At 61.5% G+C, this 14,389-nt stretch carries 15 protein-coding genes and 1 pseudogene; 9 read left to right on the top strand and 7 right to left on the bottom strand.

Features of this window, described 5'->3' with window-relative positions:
• Positions 1-22: 22 nt before the first annotated feature.
• Positions 23-235 (bottom strand): DUF3820 family protein, encoded by a 213-nt coding sequence (locus tag P0D84_RS11825; protein WP_006048800.1) that lies wholly within the window; start codon positions 233-235, stop codon positions 23-25.
• Positions 236-378: 143 nt separating this feature from the next.
• Between P0D84_RS11825 and P0D84_RS11820 the strand changes: the two genes are divergently transcribed.
• Complete coding sequence (locus tag P0D84_RS11820; RefSeq protein WP_408336456.1) at positions 379-1,431, top strand: NADP(H)-dependent aldo-keto reductase; 1,053 nt, start codon at positions 379-381, stop codon at positions 1,429-1,431.
• A 322-nt stretch (positions 1,432-1,753) separates the two neighbouring features.
• Here P0D84_RS11820 and P0D84_RS11815 read toward each other — a convergent pair.
• Positions 1,754-1,916, bottom strand: a pseudogene (locus P0D84_RS11815) (MFS transporter); the annotation flags it as partial.
• Between the two features lie 306 nt (positions 1,917-2,222).
• On the opposite strand from P0D84_RS11815, the gene P0D84_RS11810 reads away from it, so the two are divergent.
• The gene (locus tag P0D84_RS11810; RefSeq protein WP_408336454.1) at positions 2,223-2,381 is read left to right on the top strand and encodes a hypothetical protein; all 159 of its coding nucleotides are present in this window, start codon (positions 2,223-2,225) and stop codon (positions 2,379-2,381) included.
• Between the two features lie 192 nt (positions 2,382-2,573).
• Complete coding sequence (locus tag P0D84_RS11805) at positions 2,574-2,996, top strand: hypothetical protein (RefSeq protein ID WP_063496341.1); 423 nt, start codon at positions 2,574-2,576, stop codon at positions 2,994-2,996.
• A gap of 1,116 nt (positions 2,997-4,112) precedes the next feature.
• Here the strand turns inward: P0D84_RS11805 and P0D84_RS11800 are convergent.
• Positions 4,113-4,940: an ABC transporter permease gene (locus tag P0D84_RS11800; protein ID WP_408336451.1), complete on the bottom strand. Its 828-nt coding sequence runs from the start codon at positions 4,938-4,940 to the stop codon at positions 4,113-4,115.
• A 66-nt stretch (positions 4,941-5,006) separates the two neighbouring features.
• A complete protein-coding gene (gene nodI / locus P0D84_RS11795; protein WP_408336448.1) occupies positions 5,007-5,921 on the bottom strand; it encodes a nodulation factor ABC transporter ATP-binding protein NodI in 915 nt (304 codons plus the stop codon).
• 302 nt (positions 5,922-6,223) lie between these two features.
• Here nodI and P0D84_RS11790 point away from each other — a divergent pair, with 302 nt between their 5' ends.
• Positions 6,224-6,691 (top strand): universal stress protein, encoded by a 468-nt coding sequence (locus tag P0D84_RS11790; RefSeq protein ID WP_054034575.1) that lies wholly within the window; start codon positions 6,224-6,226, stop codon positions 6,689-6,691.
• 158 nt (positions 6,692-6,849) lie between these two features.
• Here the strand turns inward: P0D84_RS11790 and P0D84_RS11785 are convergent, their stop codons facing one another.
• The 3 genes from P0D84_RS11785 to lexA form a co-directional block, all read right to left on the bottom strand.
• Entirely contained in the window at positions 6,850-7,524 is a 675-nt protein-coding gene (locus P0D84_RS11785) for a DUF2939 domain-containing protein (protein WP_408336445.1), read from the bottom strand.
• Between the two features lie 171 nt (positions 7,525-7,695).
• Positions 7,696-8,040 carry a hypothetical protein gene (locus P0D84_RS11780; RefSeq protein ID WP_408336442.1) on the bottom strand — a complete coding sequence of 115 codons (345 nt, stop codon included), beginning with the start codon at positions 8,038-8,040 and terminating at the stop codon, positions 7,696-7,698.
• 145 nt (positions 8,041-8,185) lie between these two features.
• Complete coding sequence (lexA, locus tag P0D84_RS11775) at positions 8,186-8,836, bottom strand: transcriptional repressor LexA (protein ID WP_408336439.1); 651 nt, start codon at positions 8,834-8,836, stop codon at positions 8,186-8,188.
• 316 nt (positions 8,837-9,152) lie between these two features.
• Between lexA and P0D84_RS11770 the strand changes: the two genes are divergently transcribed.
• The 5 genes from P0D84_RS11770 (at position 9,153) to P0D84_RS11750 (ending at position 14,377) form a co-directional block, all read left to right on the top strand.
• Positions 9,153-10,193 carry a sulfate ABC transporter substrate-binding protein gene (locus P0D84_RS11770; RefSeq protein WP_408336436.1) on the top strand — a complete coding sequence of 347 codons (1,041 nt, stop codon included), beginning with the start codon at positions 9,153-9,155 and terminating at the stop codon, positions 10,191-10,193.
• A gap of 158 nt (positions 10,194-10,351) precedes the next feature.
• A complete protein-coding gene (gene cysT, locus P0D84_RS11765; protein WP_323043680.1) occupies positions 10,352-11,254 on the top strand; it encodes a sulfate ABC transporter permease subunit CysT in 903 nt (300 codons plus the stop codon).
• On the top strand, positions 11,251-12,285 hold the full coding sequence (cysW, locus tag P0D84_RS11760) for a sulfate ABC transporter permease subunit CysW (RefSeq protein ID WP_408336433.1): 1,035 nt from the start codon (positions 11,251-11,253) through the stop codon (positions 12,283-12,285). The genes cysT and cysW overlap by 4 nt, the downstream gene beginning before the upstream one ends.
• Complete coding sequence (locus tag P0D84_RS11755; RefSeq protein WP_408336430.1) at positions 12,285-13,343, top strand: sulfate/molybdate ABC transporter ATP-binding protein; 1,059 nt, start codon at positions 12,285-12,287, stop codon at positions 13,341-13,343. Before cysW ends, P0D84_RS11755 begins: the two co-directional genes overlap by 1 nt.
• 107 nt (positions 13,344-13,450) lie before the next feature.
• Positions 13,451-14,377 carry a CysB family HTH-type transcriptional regulator gene (locus P0D84_RS11750; protein ID WP_408336427.1) on the top strand — a complete coding sequence of 309 codons (927 nt, stop codon included), beginning with the start codon at positions 13,451-13,453 and terminating at the stop codon, positions 14,375-14,377.
• Positions 14,378-14,389 lie beyond the last annotated feature (12 nt).

Genomic DNA, 14,389 nt, shown 5'->3' with positions numbered 1-14,389 from the left:
GGTGCCGCGCTCGGCGCTTGCCTCAGCGTTTGCGCAAGGGTTCGATCAGCGACGACAAACCGTTGTGATCGATCTCGTGCATCAACGCCAGCAGACGGCCGATTTCGCCCGGCGGAAAGCCCTGGCTCGCAAACCAGTTCAGATAGTGACCCGGCAGGTCCGCGATCAGCCGGCCTTTGTATTTTCCGTAAGGCATCACGCGTGTGACCAGCAGTTCGAGGTGTTCGGGATTCATCGCAGATGGGTCGACGGAAAAAATCGGTAAGGCGGCGAAGTGCGGCGCGCCTGCGGGAACAACATTTTAGCTGCGCTGCAGGCATCGCGCGGGCATGGTAACGTCACGCGCTTTACGTTCACATATTCAACAGGACAAGTTCGATGGAATACCGCAGACTCGGCAACTCGAATGTGCAGGTTAGCCTGATCGGTCTCGGCACCATGACGTGGGGCGAGCAGAATACCGAGCAGGAAGCGCACGCACAGATCGACTACGCGCTCGACCACGGCGTCAATCTGATCGACACCGCGGAAATGTACCCGGTGCCGCCGCGAGCCGAAACGCAAGGCTCGACCGAGCGTTACATCGGCACGTGGATCGCGCAGCACCGCAGCGCGCGCGAGAAAATCGTGCTTGCTACCAAGATCGCCGGCCCGGCGCGCCAACCGCACAATCCGCGTCATATTCGCGGCGAGGGCAACCAGTTCGACCGCAAGAACCTGACCGAAGCGCTGAACGATAGCCTCAAGCGCCTGCAAACGGACTACGTCGATCTGTATCAGTTGCACTGGCCGGATCGCAGCACGATGACGTTCGGCCGTCCCGCCTATCCGTGGGTCGACGACGCGTACACGGTGCCGATCGAAGAAACGCTGTCGGTGCTCGCCGAGTTCGTCAAGGAAGGCAAGATCCGGCATATTGGCGTGTCGAACGAAACGCCGTGGGGTGTCGCGCAGTTTCTGCGCGCGGCGGAAAAACTCGGCTTGCCGCGCATCGTCAGCATCCAGAATCCGTATAGCCTGTTGAACCGTACCTACGAAGTGGGACTGTCCGAGTACGCGCATCACGACAATATCGGCCTGCTTGCGTATTCGCCGCTGGCTTTCGGCTGGCTGTCGGGCAAGTATGAAGGCGGCGCACGCCCGGCAGGCGCCCGCATCTCGCTGTTCGAGCGCTTTCAGCGCTACAGCAAGCCGCAAGCGGTTCAGGCAACCACGCGTTATGTGGAACTGGCGAAGCGTCACGGCTTGTCGCCCGCGCAATTCGCGCTGGCCTTCGTCAATAGCCGGCCGTTCTTGACGAGCAATCTGATCGGCGCCACGTCGCTCGAGCAACTGAAGGAAAACATCGCCAGTGCCGAGGTGAAACTCTCGCCGGAAGTGCTCGCGGAGATCGACAAGCTGCACGAATTGCAGCCGAATCCGGCGCCTTGAGTCGGCACGAGTTTGACCGGGTGGTGTCCCGGCTTCGTTGCCGGGACACGAGCATGAGGTGATCCGCTCCGCGAGGTTCATCAATACCAAACTGGGTTGATCCGCTTCGCGCGGTTCATCAATACCAAGCTGCGCTGATCCGCTTCGCGCGGTTCATCAATACCAAACTGCGCTGATCCGCTTCGCGCGGTTCATCAATACCAAACTGCGCTGATCCGCTTCGCGAGGTTCATCACCAAACTGGGTTGATCCGCTTCGCGAGGCTCGTCAACACCGACCTGCGCTGATCGCGTTTCGCGAGGATCGCCAACCTCAAACTTGCTCAGCGAATCTTCCGCTTCGAGCGCACCGCAAAGAGCGCCAGTAAGCTCGCCACCACGCAGAACATCGGATAAACCGGGTGCGAGTTTATTGCCGGTTGCCTCGATCAGCCAGGTGATCGCGAAGGGCGCAAAGCCGCCGAACACCGTCACGCCGATGTTGTATTGACCGCGAAACCGTTCGCGAGGCTCCATGTGGCCGTTTCGGCGGTCAGCTGGCAGATCGCGCGGCTCGTCTGCGGCGCTATTCGCTGGTGCGGCCGGACCTTGGCACGACGATTCGTCTGCTGATCGACATTACCTGCGCGCTCGAGGCGTGCTGATCGAGCCCGATCTCATCTGCAACGATAGCGGCGCGATGTACCGCTATGCTCAGAAATTTGGGGGCGGTCATGTTTTACGGGGCTGCTGTCGGTACGCGACCGCTAGCTTGACGACGGCTTCGTCGCGATACCGCTAACGCATCAGCAAATGCGTCAGCGCAGCATTCAGGTGCAGACGATGGCCGGAGGGGAACTGCCGCCGTCGGTGAAGGCTTTCCGCGACCCGCTGATCGGGGAGATCGGCGGCGCGCAGGCCACGGATGCTGCGGCGCCGAAGGCTGCGCGAAGGCGTGGCGAGACGCATTGAAAGGCAAATCTCCCTGCCGGAGCGTGAATCACGACCTAAACTGTGGGGACGGGGCGGGCTGGTCGGCCTCTGCTGCGCGGCTTGTGCCGCTGTGGCTCACACCAGTGGTAGGATTCAGCCCGAAAAATGGAGAGCGGTACGCGATGAATGGGCGTGCCGTCCACAACAGAGCGATAGGACTCAGGACATCGAATGGCGCAACAAAAAACCAACCCAAAACTTGAGCAGGCGCTGACGCGCGGGGATCTTGCAATTCGCCAGGCCAACTCGGCGCGGGCGACTGCGTTGCTACGCGCGTTGGGCAAGATGATCGTCGACGCGTCGGCGACGATCGGCGTGGAGGCCTTCACGCTGATTCCGGACGGCGACAAGATTTACGATCCCACCGACGGGCTGTGGCCGCAGGAATTGCAGGTTTCGCTGGACGGTCCTGTCGAGGAAGCGGATCCGGACGAGGTTCGGACTGTGCGGTTGATTGCTGATGATCCTGGCACGGTGTTCAGGGTTGAATGGCAGCGGGCTGATGGGAAGATCGGGCGTCAGGATGGGGGGCCGTTTGCAACGGTGGCTTTTATTTCCGATGTGGATATTCCCTGGACGGATGATGAGGATTGAGTTGCGCGGGGCGCCTGTTGGTTGTTTGCCTGCGGCGGTGGGGTTTTCTTAAGCTGATTGGCTACGCGGCGCTTTGTGTCTGTATGGCTGGGGCGTTGGGCTTTGCTTGATCTGGTTGCCGGTGCTGTGGTTATTGGTTGTTTGCCTACGGCGTTGGTCTTTCATTCAACTGGCTCTTTGGCCGTTCCTTGATTTGTTGGTGGTCTATTAGCGTTGCCCCTGTGCGGGGCGGCACTTACTTTCTTTGCCGCCGCAAAGAAAGATAAGCAAAGAAAGCGGCTCACACCGCAAATTCTTAAGCGGGGCCCCCGCACAGTCGCGGTAGTGGTGCATCTGGAATCGGTGTTCTCGCGCACTCCGCGTAAGTGACACAGGCGTCATACTTCCGGCGGCGCTGCGCGCGCCGAAGAGCATTTCACAACACCGATCGCTGCGTGCTCGCGCTCGCGTTCTGCTTGGCACCACGGCTCGCTGTTGGATCGTCACTGACACAGTAAGGACAGTAAGGGCACAGAAACCGCAGCTACGATTGCCACTACAAACACAATGCCCCGGCGTTTCATTTGGCCAGTGTATTCGCGCTTCTTTTTGGTTGCGGAGCGCATTTCTCGGATATGTGGGCGCTTGGCCGAGGCGAAGCCGACGGCTCCCACCGCGCGTGAACGAAGCCCCTGATTTCCCATGCAGACCCATCCGCGACGCACGCAGTGCGGAGTGGGAGCTGATGACGGCCTGGTCACTAATGCTGAATGTGCGAGAACACGGATTCCAGATGCACCACTACCGCAACTGTGCGGGGGACCCGCTTATGAGCTGGCGGTGTGAGCCGCTTTCTTTGCTTATCTTTCTTTGCGGCGGCAAAGAAAGTAAGTGCCGCCCCGCACAGGGGCAACGCTAATAGACCAATATCAATTCAAGGAAAGGCCAACACCATAGGCGCACAGACACAAAGCGCTGCACGGGCAAACAGATCAAGGAAAGACCAAAACCGTAGATCAACAGCCAATAAGCACCGCGCCGGCAACCAGATCAAGGAAAGCCCAACACCGTAGGCAAACAGCCAATAACCACACCGCAGGCAACCAACCAAAAAAACTCGCCGAAGGCAAAAAAAACTTAATTCATCATCCTGCGCCGAAACAAAACCGCCGAAACAACAAACCCACCCACAACATAGACCACCAGCACGCCCACGTGCAAAACAACCCCCACGACCGGCCGCCCAAGCATAGCCGGCCGAATCAGATCTACAGCATGCGCCAAAGGCAAAAACTCAGTCACGATCCGCGCCGCAACGGGCAACTGCGAAACAGGAAAGAACACCCCTGACAGCAACAACATCGGCGTCAACACCAGCGTCTGGTAAAACATAAAAAAATCATACGACGGAGCCAGCGCCGTCACCACCATCGCGATACTGGCAAACGCGAGCCCCGTCAGCACGATCACCGGCAACGCCAGCAGCATCGACGGAAAACTCGCATAGCCGAGGGCGCCCGCGACCAGCATGATCGCCGCGCCCGATAGCATCGACTTGCTACCCGCCCAGATGACCTCGCCGAGCACGATGTCGCCGAGCGTCAGCGGCGTATGCATGATCGCCTCCCACGTGCGCTGTACGTGCATGCGCGAAAAGCCCGAATACATCGACTCGAAACTGGCCGACATCATCACGCTCGATGCCACCGTGCCCGCCGCCAGAAATGCGATATACGACACGCCGTCGACGTGTCCGACCATCAGACCCAGCCCGAAGCCCAAGCCGAACAGATAGATCATTGGATCGGCGAGATTGCCGAACATCGAAGCAATCGCGAGCTTCTTCCAGACCAGATAGTTGCGGCGCCACACCGCAATCCAGTTGACGGCGTTGGCAGGGAAGGCGGCAAAGGTTTCCTGCTTCAACGGTGTCTCGCCGTGGGTGTCGTAAGTGCGTGCGTCCATTGTGTGTCTCTCTGCCGTGTCGTTATAGCTGTAGAGGGATGCGAGTTGAGCCGTTGTCGATTCGCATCAATCCTGCATCTCGCGCCCGGTCAGACGCAGGAATACATCTTCCAGATTCGCCGGGCGATGCAGATAGCGCAGATCGGCGCGTTGTTTGAGCCGGGCGTGCACCGGCTGGGCATCGTTCACATAGCAGAACAGCGTCTCGCCGCTGATCTCGGTGCGCTCGACAAGCGGCGCGAGTTCATCACGCAACGCGACCGGGTCGGGTCCGAAGATTTCGATCACATCGCAACCGATCTCGGATGCGATCAACTCGCTCGGCGCACCTTCGGCGATCTTGCGTCCTTCCTCGATCACGCAGAGGCGGTGGCACAGCCGTTCGGCCTCCTCCATGAAGTGCGTGGTCAGCAGAATGGTCTTGCCGCGTGCGAGCAGAGAGCGCAGCCGCTCCCAGATCAGATGGCGCGCCTGCGGATCGAGGCCGGTGGTCGGCTCGTCCATGATCAGCACGTCAGGGTCGTTGACGAGCGCGCGAGCCAGCGTGAGGCGCCGCTTCATGCCGCCCGACAGTTCGCTCACGCGCGCGTCCGCCTTGTTCTCGAGGCGCGCGAATTCGAGCAGCGAAGGCACCATCGCGCGGCACTGCGCGGCGCTCATGCCGAAGTAGCGGCCGAACACCAGCAGGTTTTCGCGGACCGTGAAATCAGGATCGAGATTGTCGAACTGCGGTACCACGCCGACCCGCGCTCGCGCCACGCGCGCGCGGCCGGGAATCGGCTCGCCGCACAAGCGGATCGTGCCGGCATCTGGTGCGGCGATGCCGAGCAGCATGCGCAACGTCGTGGTCTTGCCTGCGCCGTTCGGACCGAGCAGGCCGAAACATTCGCCGGCGTTCACATGAAACGACAGTCCGTCGACGACCGTCTTTTCGCCGTAGCTTTTTCTAACCTGGTGGAATTCAATGGCCGCTTCAGACATGGATCGATCGAGGCTCCGGAAAACACGCAAATGGCCGCTAACGCCGCCAGGACCCCTGGGGCCCTGAGGCCGCCCATTCTATGGCATCGGCAGCGCAGTGTTGACCGCCGCCGGCTGCGCGGACTGGCGTTTCTTGCGCTGCGACAATAGGTCCATCGATGATTCAAACCCGGCCCAGACTGGCCCACGACGTAGCGCGCACCTGTTTCGGGCGCAGTTAGCGTTTTCCATCCCTTGCAACCTGAATTGCGGCGCACCATGATTGATTCAGACCGCGCCCCTCGCGGGATGGGAGAGAAATCATGGCGAGCTACCAGAAAATCCTGTTGTGCTACGACGGCTCGCGCGAAGGCCGCAAAGCGTTACGTTGCGGCGCTGACCTGGCGTTGGATCTGAAGGCGGAAACGCACTTGTTGTCGGTGGTCGACATGCGCTCGAGCATTGCGCAAAGCGCGGGCCTGCTGACCGACGTGGCGTGCGGAAGCTTCGAAAAAACAGCCCGCGACATTTTGCAGGAAGGGGTGGACTGGCTCACCGAACGCGGCGTGACCGCGCAAGGGCATTTTGCGTTCGGCCATCCAATCGACGAGATCGCCAACCTTGCCAACGAATTGCATGTCGATCTCGTGGTGGTCGGCCACCGTTGCCGCACCGGTCTGTCACGATGGTGGATGGGCGCAGGCAATACGCCGCTGCTTGACCGGGTCTCGTGCAGCATTCTGGTGGCGTGTTCTTCCGCGCAGGAACAGCAGCAAGCGGCGGCTGCCTGACGCAGGTCGGGGCGGAGGGCGTGCGCTGGACTCGACGGGCCACATGGACTGAATTGGCGATGTGACCACCTGGTGCCAGGGCGCTGAACGTTCGCTCGTCTAGGGGCGACCGTTCGGCCAAACGGTGATTCGCTCAAGCAATAGCGCTCGCCAAACGATCACTCGTTCAGGTTGACCGCGTTGAGCTTCCACGTGAACAATCCTTCGCGCCGAAAGATCGCTGAATAACGCGCATCGCCAGCACCATGTTGATAGGTGACGACGAACTCGTTCAGGCTGCGATAGCCCGCGGTTGTCTGCGGCGGTTGCGGTGGCGTTGCACTGTTCTCGCCGCTATGGCCGCTATTGGCCGCACTGTTTACACCATTGCCCGCGGCGGGGGCTGCAGGCACCGATGCAGGCACCGCGGCGTCCGGCGAATTTCCAGCGGCAGGCGGCGCCGGCGGCCGCTCGCCCGGATCGCCGCGCGGCGGTATGCCGTTCAGCAAAGCCGCAACGCCGTCGGGTGTTGCATAAGCATCGACCAGTGGACCGATCAAGGCCACGCCGATCATTGCGCCAATGGCGGCCAACGGATTGCCGCTGCCATGCGCGTCGAGCCGCCGCGATAACAAGCCGGTGACCTGCTGTTTCAGGCTCTCGCGCAAGGCGGGGAAGTCGACGTATTCATTGACGGTTTGCGCATCACGCGCATCCGCCGCGCGTTTGAGGTTATTCAGCGCCATGTAGGGCGACGCGTAACCGAACCCCAATGCGGCGATCACCGCAATCACAATCAATGTGACGATTAGAGGCCGGGTTGCGCTGCGTCTGGTGCGTGTTGAAACTGCCATCGAGTGGGATTCTCCGTCAGGTGTGATCTAACGTGGACCGCGGCCACGCGAAAACGATCCCAGACGATGTGCTGTGGAGGCGGTACGGCAGCCGAAAAAACTTCGCGCCGCATAGCTGCATATCCGCGCGCCGCACAACGGCATTGGAGCGGAGGGCTCGCCCAGTGCTGCTCATGCCTCGAACACCGCGCCGTGCACATTGGCCTCGTCGGCGATACAGCGATCGATCATGCGGCATACGGCGTCGACCGTGCCGACCATGATCAGCCGCGACGGCCCGTGATAGACCCGTACCGGCGCGCGACGCGCCGGTTCAGCCGTATTCAGCCCTGAATTCAACGACACGCGAGCAAATGCAGGCAACGAGGACGGCAAGCTCGATCCGCTGGCGGGCGCGTCGAACAGCGACGGAGCACTGGCCGAGGACGGCTCGATCAGTGAGCAGGGCACCAGCTTGCGCAAATGGCGCAAACGACCGAACTGGCGAAAAGGCAGCAGGCGGGCAAGGCGTTCCATGAGTCTCTCCAGGCGATTCAACGTTGGGGCAGCGTTCGGGCAGCTTTGAGGCAGTTTCGAGGGTGGCAAGGGCGGCTGGGGGCCGCTTTGAGGCAGCCCTCAGGCAGCTTTTGAGCCAGCTTCGGGGCGGCGCAGGAGCGAGTGGTTAGAACTCGCCCGGACGGATCAGCCCGACGGCGATACCTTCGAGCGCGAATTCCGCACTGCCGGTTTCAACGAAGATGTTGTCGTAATCGGGGTTCTCGGCAATCAGCTCGATACCGTTCGGCCGACGCTTCAACCGCTTGACCGTCACGTCGTCGCCAAGGCGCGCGATGATGATCTGGCCGTCTTTGGCTTCGGTTTTTTTCTGCACCGCGAGCAAGTCACCGTCGAAGATGCCCGCGTCGCGCATGGACAGTCCGCGCACCTTCAGCAGGTAGTCCGGCTTGCTCGAGAACAGCGCCGGGTCGCACGCGTAGTGCTGCGAGATATGTTCCTGCGCGAGGATCGGGCTACCCGCGGCCACGCGGCCGATCAGCGGCAACGACAGTTGCATGATGCTGGCGTGCGGCAGCGTGAACTGGTACGGCGAATCTTCCGCGCCCGTTAGCAGGCGAATGCCGCGCGATGCGCCGGCCGCGAGTTCGATCACACCCTTGCGAGCCAGCGCCCGCAAATGTTCTTCTGCCGAATTGGCCGAGCTGAAACCCAGCTCTGCGGCGATCTCCGCGCGGGTGGGCGGAAAGCCGGTGCGTTCGATGGCCCGGCGGACCAGATCGAAAACCTGCTGCTGTCGTGCGGTGAGTTTGGTCATGGGGCTACTGTATGGATGAACAGGTGACTGTATTTTTATACAGTATTCCGCGCAATTCAAGCTTTACTTTAAGTTCGTGACGCAGGGTGGCGTTCGAGCGTCGGATTCCGACGTCTAAACAGCCGTTTTCGTGCCGCAACGCCTTATCCAGCCGTCATTACCACTTTTGCGTATTAAAGAATGAGGAAACATTATTTTTAATGATGAAAGCCCTTCGATAGACTGGGCTCCGAGTTGGCGCTCATGTGCACGTGACCGCGACGCAAAACAACACCACACGCTGTTTCAGCGGACCACCACGCGGAGAAAGTTGGCAATGAATCATCAAGGCACGGGGCTGGCAGGCAAGACCAAAAAACTCATCGCGGCGCTCGCATTCGGCGCGGCAGCGGCGCTCGGCGTCATGGCGCAGGCACATGCAGCCGACACGACGCTGCTGAACGTGTCGTACGACCCGACGCGCGAACTGTATCAGGACGTCAACCAGGCATTCGGCAAGGAATGGAAGGCGAAGACCGGCGAGACGATCACCTTCAAGCAGTCGCACGGCGGCTCGGGCGCGCAAGCCCGCTCGGTGCTGGACGGTCTGCAGGCGGACGTGGTGACGCTGGCGCTCGCCTACGACATCGACGCATTGGCTAGCAAGGGTCTGGTCGACAAGGGCTGGCAAAAGCGCTTGCCGGATAACGCCTCGCCGTACACGTCGACAATTGTGTTTCTGGTGCGCAAGGGCAACCCGAAGCACATCAAGGACTGGGACGATCTGATCAAGCCGGGTGTGTCGATCGTCACGCCGAATCCGAAGACCTCGGGCGGCGCGCGCTGGAACTACCTGGCCGCATGGGCCTATGCTGAACATCTGCCGGGCGGCAACGACCAGAAGGCCAAGGACTTCGTCGGCAAGCTCTACAAGAACGCCGGCGTGCTGGATTCGGGCGCGCGTGGCGCGACCACCAGCTTCGTGCAACGCGGTATCGGCGACGTGTTGATTGCGTGGGAAAACGAAGCGTTCCTCTCGCTGAAGGAATTTGGTCCGGACAAGTTTGAAATCGTCGTGCCGTCGGTGAGTATTCTGGCCGAGCCGCCGGTTGCGGTGGTGGACAAGGTGGTCGACAGGCACGGCACGCGCAAGGTGGCCGAAGCGTATCTGAACTTCCTGTACAGCGAGCAGGGTCAGGAAATCGCCGCGCGGAACTTCTACCGTCCGCGTTCGAACAAGGTACCGGCTGAGCTGACGGCCAAGTTTCCGAAGCTGAAGCTGTACACGATTGACGATTCGTTCGGCGGCTGGGCGAACGCGCAGAAGACGCACTTTGCCGACGGCGGCGTGTTCGATTCGATCTACTCGCCGCAGTAAGCCGCGCTTAGCCGCGGATAGCAATAGACAGCTGGATCCGCGCCGTTCGGCGCGCAAGGTATCACCCCGCCACGAAGCGCGCCCCCCGGGGCGCGCTTTTTGGCGAGCCAGGCGGCCGAAAAAAGAGCCGCCGGCCTCAACCCTGAAGAGTACTCAGCATGACGACGTTGACTTTCCGAAAACCGAGCGCGTTGCCCGGTTTTGGCCTGACACTCGGCATCACGGTGGCTTATCTGAGCCTCGTGGTGCTGATTCCGCTTGCGGCGGCCTTTCTCAAGACCGCGACGCTCGACTGGCCTCAGTTCGTGCGCGCGGTGAGTTCGCCGCGCGTGCTCGCGTCGTATCGCCTCACGTTTTTCTCGGCCCTCGGCGGCGCGCTGATCAACGCGGTGTTCGGCTTTCTGGTCGCGTGGGTGCTGGTGCGCTATACGTTTCCGTTCAAGCGCATCGTCGACGCGGTGGTCGATCTGCCGTTTGCTTTGCCGACCTCCGTGGCCGGCATTTCGCTCGCGGCCGTGTATGCGGGCAACGGCTGGATCGGGCAGTTCCTCGAACCGCTCGGCATCAAGATCGCGTTTACGCCGGCTGGTGTGCTGATCGCGCTGACCTTCATTGGTTTGCCGTTCGTCGTGCGGACCGTGCAGCCGGTGCTCGAAGAGTTCGAACGTGAACAGGAAGAAGCCGCGGCGTGCCTCGGCGCGTCGCGCTGGCTGACGTTTCGCCGCGTGGTGTTGCCGGCGGTATTCCCGGCCTTACTGACCGGCTTCGCGCTGGCGTTCGCGCGGGCGCTCGGCGAATACGGCTCGGTGATTTTCATCGCCGGTAACGTGCCGATGAAATCGGAAATCACGTCGCTGCTGATCATCACCAAGCTGGAGCAATACGACTATGCCGGCGCCACGGCCATCGCGGTCGTGATGCTGGTGGTGTCGTTCCTGATGCTGTTGTTGATCAATACGCTGCAGTGGTATCTGCAGCGTCGCACGAGCCGTGGTGGAGCAGGTCCCGCGCCGGCCGCCGCGAGTGTGGCGGCGATCGGTGTCGGCGGAGGTGCGCAATGAGCCGCGATTCCGTCAAGAACGCCGCGACTGGCGCGGTCGCCGTAGCGCCACGTGCGCCGCTCAATGTCGCGCGCCGCCCCGATCCGGTCACCGAGCCGCCCATCGTGCGCTGGGTTCTGACCGGCGTCGCGTTGCTGTTTCTCGCGCTGTTCCTCGTCGTGCCGCTCGTCGCGGTGTTCTATCAGGCACTCGCCAAGGGCGTCGGCTTTTATCTGGAATCGCTGGCCGATCCGGACGCGTTGTCGGCCATCAAGCTCACCGTGATCACTGCGGCGATCGCCGTGCCGCTGAATCTGGTGTTCGGCCTTGCGGCGTCATGGTGTATCGCCAAGTTCGAATTCCGCGGCAAGGCATTGCTGACCACGTTGATCGATCTGCCGTTCTCGGTCTCGCCGGTGATCTCCGGTTTGCTCTACGTGCTGATGTTCGGCGCGCAAGGCTGGTTCGGTCCGTGGTTGCTAGACCATAACGTGCAGATCATTTTCGCGGTGCCGGGCATCGTGCTGGCGACGATCTTCGTCACGTTCCCGTTCGTCGCGCGTGAACTGATTCCGCTGATGCAGGCGCAGGGCAACGACGAAGAAGAAGCCGCGCACGTGCTCGGCGCTTCGGGCTGGCAGATCTTCCGCCGCGTTACGCTGCCCAACGTCAAATGGGGCCTGCTGTACGGCGTGATTCTGTGTAACGCACGGGCAATGGGCGAGTTCGGCGCGGTGTCGGTGGTGTCCGGTCACATTCGCGGCCAGACCGACACGATGCCGCTGCACGTCGAAATTCTCTATAACGAATACAACTTCTCGGCGGCGTTCGCCGTGGCGTCGGTGCTGGCCTTGCTTGCACTCGTCACGCTCGGTCTGAAGCTGCTCGCCGAGCGCCATATGTCGGCGGAACTGTCGGCCGCGCGCGATGTGCCCGCGTATGCCGGGCCTGTCACGTCGGCGTCCGCCTCACCGTCCGCTTCACAGTCTGTCAACGCACCGCATGTGTCGATGAATGCAGTCAAGCACCCGCTCAAGCAAGGAGAGCTGTAATGGGTATCACCGTTCGTAACCTGCAAAAGCGCTTCGGCGATTTCGTCGCGCTCGATAACGTTTCGCTCGACTTTCCGCCGGGCGAACTGGTTGCGCTGCTCGGGCCATCGGGTTGTGGCAAGACCACCTTGCTGCGTGTGATCGCCGGACTCGAATACGCGGACGGCGGCCAGGTCGTGCTGCAAGGCCAGGACGTCGCGACGGTGGGCGCGCGTGAACGTGAAGTCGGCTTCGTGTTCCAGCATTACGCGCTGTTCCGTCACATGACGGTGTTTGAGAACGTCGCGTTCGGTTTGCGCGTGAAGCCGCGCAAGGAGCGGCCTTCGGAAGCGGTGATCCGCGAGAAGGTGCATGAACTGCTGAAGCTCGTGCAACTCGACTGGCTTGCGCAACGCTATCCGTCGGAACTGTCGGGCGGCCAGCGGCAGCGGATTGCGCTGGCGCGCGCCCTGGCTGTCGAACCCAAGGTGTTGTTGCTCGACGAACCGTTCGGCGCGCTGGATGCGAAGGTGCGTAAGGAATTGCGCAGCTGGCTGCGTCGTTTGCATGACGACCTGCATATCTCGACGATTTTCGTCACGCACGACCAGGAAGAAGCGCTTGAAGTGGCCGACCGGATCGTCGTGTTGAATCGCGGACATGTGGAACAGGTGGGCAGTCCGCAGGACGTGTACGACCATCCGCAAACTTCGTTCGTCTACGAGTTTCTCGGCGCGGCGAACCGTCTGCATGGCAACGTGGATGCGAGCGGCTTCGTGGTCGACGGCGCGGCGCTGCCGGTCGCGATCAAGGCCGACTTCACGGGGCCGGCCTTCGCCTATGTACGTCCGCACGATCTGCAGTTGTACCCGCAAGCATCGGGCCACCGCGAGGGCATTGTGGTCGACGTGCGGCGTGTGGTGACGCTCGGCGGCTCGGTGCGTGTGGAACTGGCGGGCCGTGAGGGCAATGTGCTCGAGGCGGAACTCGATCGTGAATCGTGGCGCGATCTGCAACTGGCAATCGGCGATGGTGTCACTGCCGTGCCGCGAGCATTGCGCGTATTTCCCGCGCAATAAATGTAGCAATGAGCGGCGCTACAAGCGACGCCATAAGCAGCGCAACAACACTCGGCGTTTGAATCGAACTCTAATAAATTAACTCTGGCCTAACCGGAGACATACAGATGAATTTCCAGCAATTGCGCTTTGTGCGCGAGGCCGTGCGTCAGAACATGAATCTGACTGAGGTGGCGAACGTGTTGTACACGTCGCAGTCGGGCGTATCGAAACAGATCAAGGATCTGGAAGACGAACTCGGCGTCGACATTTTCATTCGACGCGGCAAGCGTCTGACGGGTCTTACCGAGCCGGGCAAGGCGGTGCATCAGTTGATCGAGCGGATGCTGCTCGATGCGGAGAATCTGCGCCGCGTCGCGCGTCAATACGCGGATCAGGACAGCGGCCACCTCGTGGTGGCGACGACGCACACGCAGGCGCGTTACGCGCTGCCGAAGGTGATTCGTCAATTCACCGAGGTGTTCCCGAAGGTGCATCTGGCGCTGCGCCAGGGCAGCCCGCAACAGATCGCGCAGATGATCATCAACGGCGAAGCGGATATCGGCATTTCGACCGAAGCGCTCGACCGCTTCCCGGATATCGTCACGTTCCCGTGCTATTCGTGGCACCACGTCGTGGTGGTGCCGAAGGACCATCCGCTGGTGGGCCGCGAGAATCTGACGCTCGACGAGATCGCCGAATTCCCGATCGTCACGTACGACCAGGACTTCACGGGCCGCTCGCATATCGACCAGGCGTTCGCGAAAGCAGGCGCCTTGCCCGACGTCGTGTTGACCGCCATCGATGCCGACGTGATCAAGACTTACGTCGAACTCGGCATGGGCATCGGCGTGGTCGCCGCCATGGCCTACGATCCGAAGCGCGATACGGAACTGGTCGCGCTCGATACGCAGCATCTGTTCGAGGCGAGCACGACGCGGGTCGGCTTGCGCAAGGGCGCGTTCCTGCGTGCGTACGCGTACCGGCTGATTGAAATGTTCGCGCCGCAGTTGAACGAAGCGGAAATCGCGGCGCAGTTGCGCGAGGCGGTTTGAGGCGGCGCGTGG

It is taken from the genome of Paraburkholderia sp. RL17-337-BIB-A (genome assembly GCF_046025895.1).
In the GTDB taxonomy this organism is placed as follows: domain Bacteria; phylum Pseudomonadota; class Gammaproteobacteria; order Burkholderiales; family Burkholderiaceae; genus Paraburkholderia; species Paraburkholderia fungorum_C.
This window is presented reverse-complemented; position numbering and strand designations above follow the sequence as displayed.

Excerpts from the sequence above, each read along its gene's own strand:
- P0D84_RS11825 (WP_006048800.1), bottom strand. The coding sequence starts at position 235 with ATGAATCCCGAACACCTCGAACTGCTGGTCACACGCGTGATGCCTTAC.
- P0D84_RS11820 (WP_408336456.1), top strand. The coding sequence starts at position 379 with ATGGAATACCGCAGACTCGGCAACTCGAATGTGCAGGTTAGCCTGATC.
- P0D84_RS11810 (WP_408336454.1), top strand. The coding sequence starts at position 2,223 with ATGCGTCAGCGCAGCATTCAGGTGCAGACGATGGCCGGAGGGGAACTG.
- P0D84_RS11805 (WP_063496341.1), top strand. The coding sequence starts at position 2,574 with ATGGCGCAACAAAAAACCAACCCAAAACTTGAGCAGGCGCTGACGCGC.
- P0D84_RS11800 (WP_408336451.1), bottom strand. The coding sequence starts at position 4,940 with ATGGACGCACGCACTTACGACACCCACGGCGAGACACCGTTGAAGCAG.
- nodI (WP_408336448.1), bottom strand. The coding sequence starts at position 5,921 with ATGTCTGAAGCGGCCATTGAATTCCACCAGGTTAGAAAAAGCTACGGC.
- P0D84_RS11790 (WP_054034575.1), top strand. The coding sequence starts at position 6,224 with ATGGCGAGCTACCAGAAAATCCTGTTGTGCTACGACGGCTCGCGCGAA.
- P0D84_RS11785 (WP_408336445.1), bottom strand. The coding sequence starts at position 7,524 with ATGGCAGTTTCAACACGCACCAGACGCAGCGCAACCCGGCCTCTAATC.
- P0D84_RS11780 (WP_408336442.1), bottom strand. The coding sequence starts at position 8,040 with ATGGAACGCCTTGCCCGCCTGCTGCCTTTTCGCCAGTTCGGTCGTTTG.
- lexA (WP_408336439.1), bottom strand. The coding sequence starts at position 8,836 with ATGACCAAACTCACCGCACGACAGCAGCAGGTTTTCGATCTGGTCCGC.
- P0D84_RS11770 (WP_408336436.1), top strand. The coding sequence starts at position 9,153 with ATGAATCATCAAGGCACGGGGCTGGCAGGCAAGACCAAAAAACTCATC.
- cysT (WP_323043680.1), top strand. The coding sequence starts at position 10,352 with ATGACGACGTTGACTTTCCGAAAACCGAGCGCGTTGCCCGGTTTTGGC.
- cysW (WP_408336433.1), top strand. The coding sequence starts at position 11,251 with ATGAGCCGCGATTCCGTCAAGAACGCCGCGACTGGCGCGGTCGCCGTA.
- P0D84_RS11755 (WP_408336430.1), top strand. The coding sequence starts at position 12,285 with ATGGGTATCACCGTTCGTAACCTGCAAAAGCGCTTCGGCGATTTCGTC.
- P0D84_RS11750 (WP_408336427.1), top strand. The coding sequence starts at position 13,451 with ATGAATTTCCAGCAATTGCGCTTTGTGCGCGAGGCCGTGCGTCAGAAC.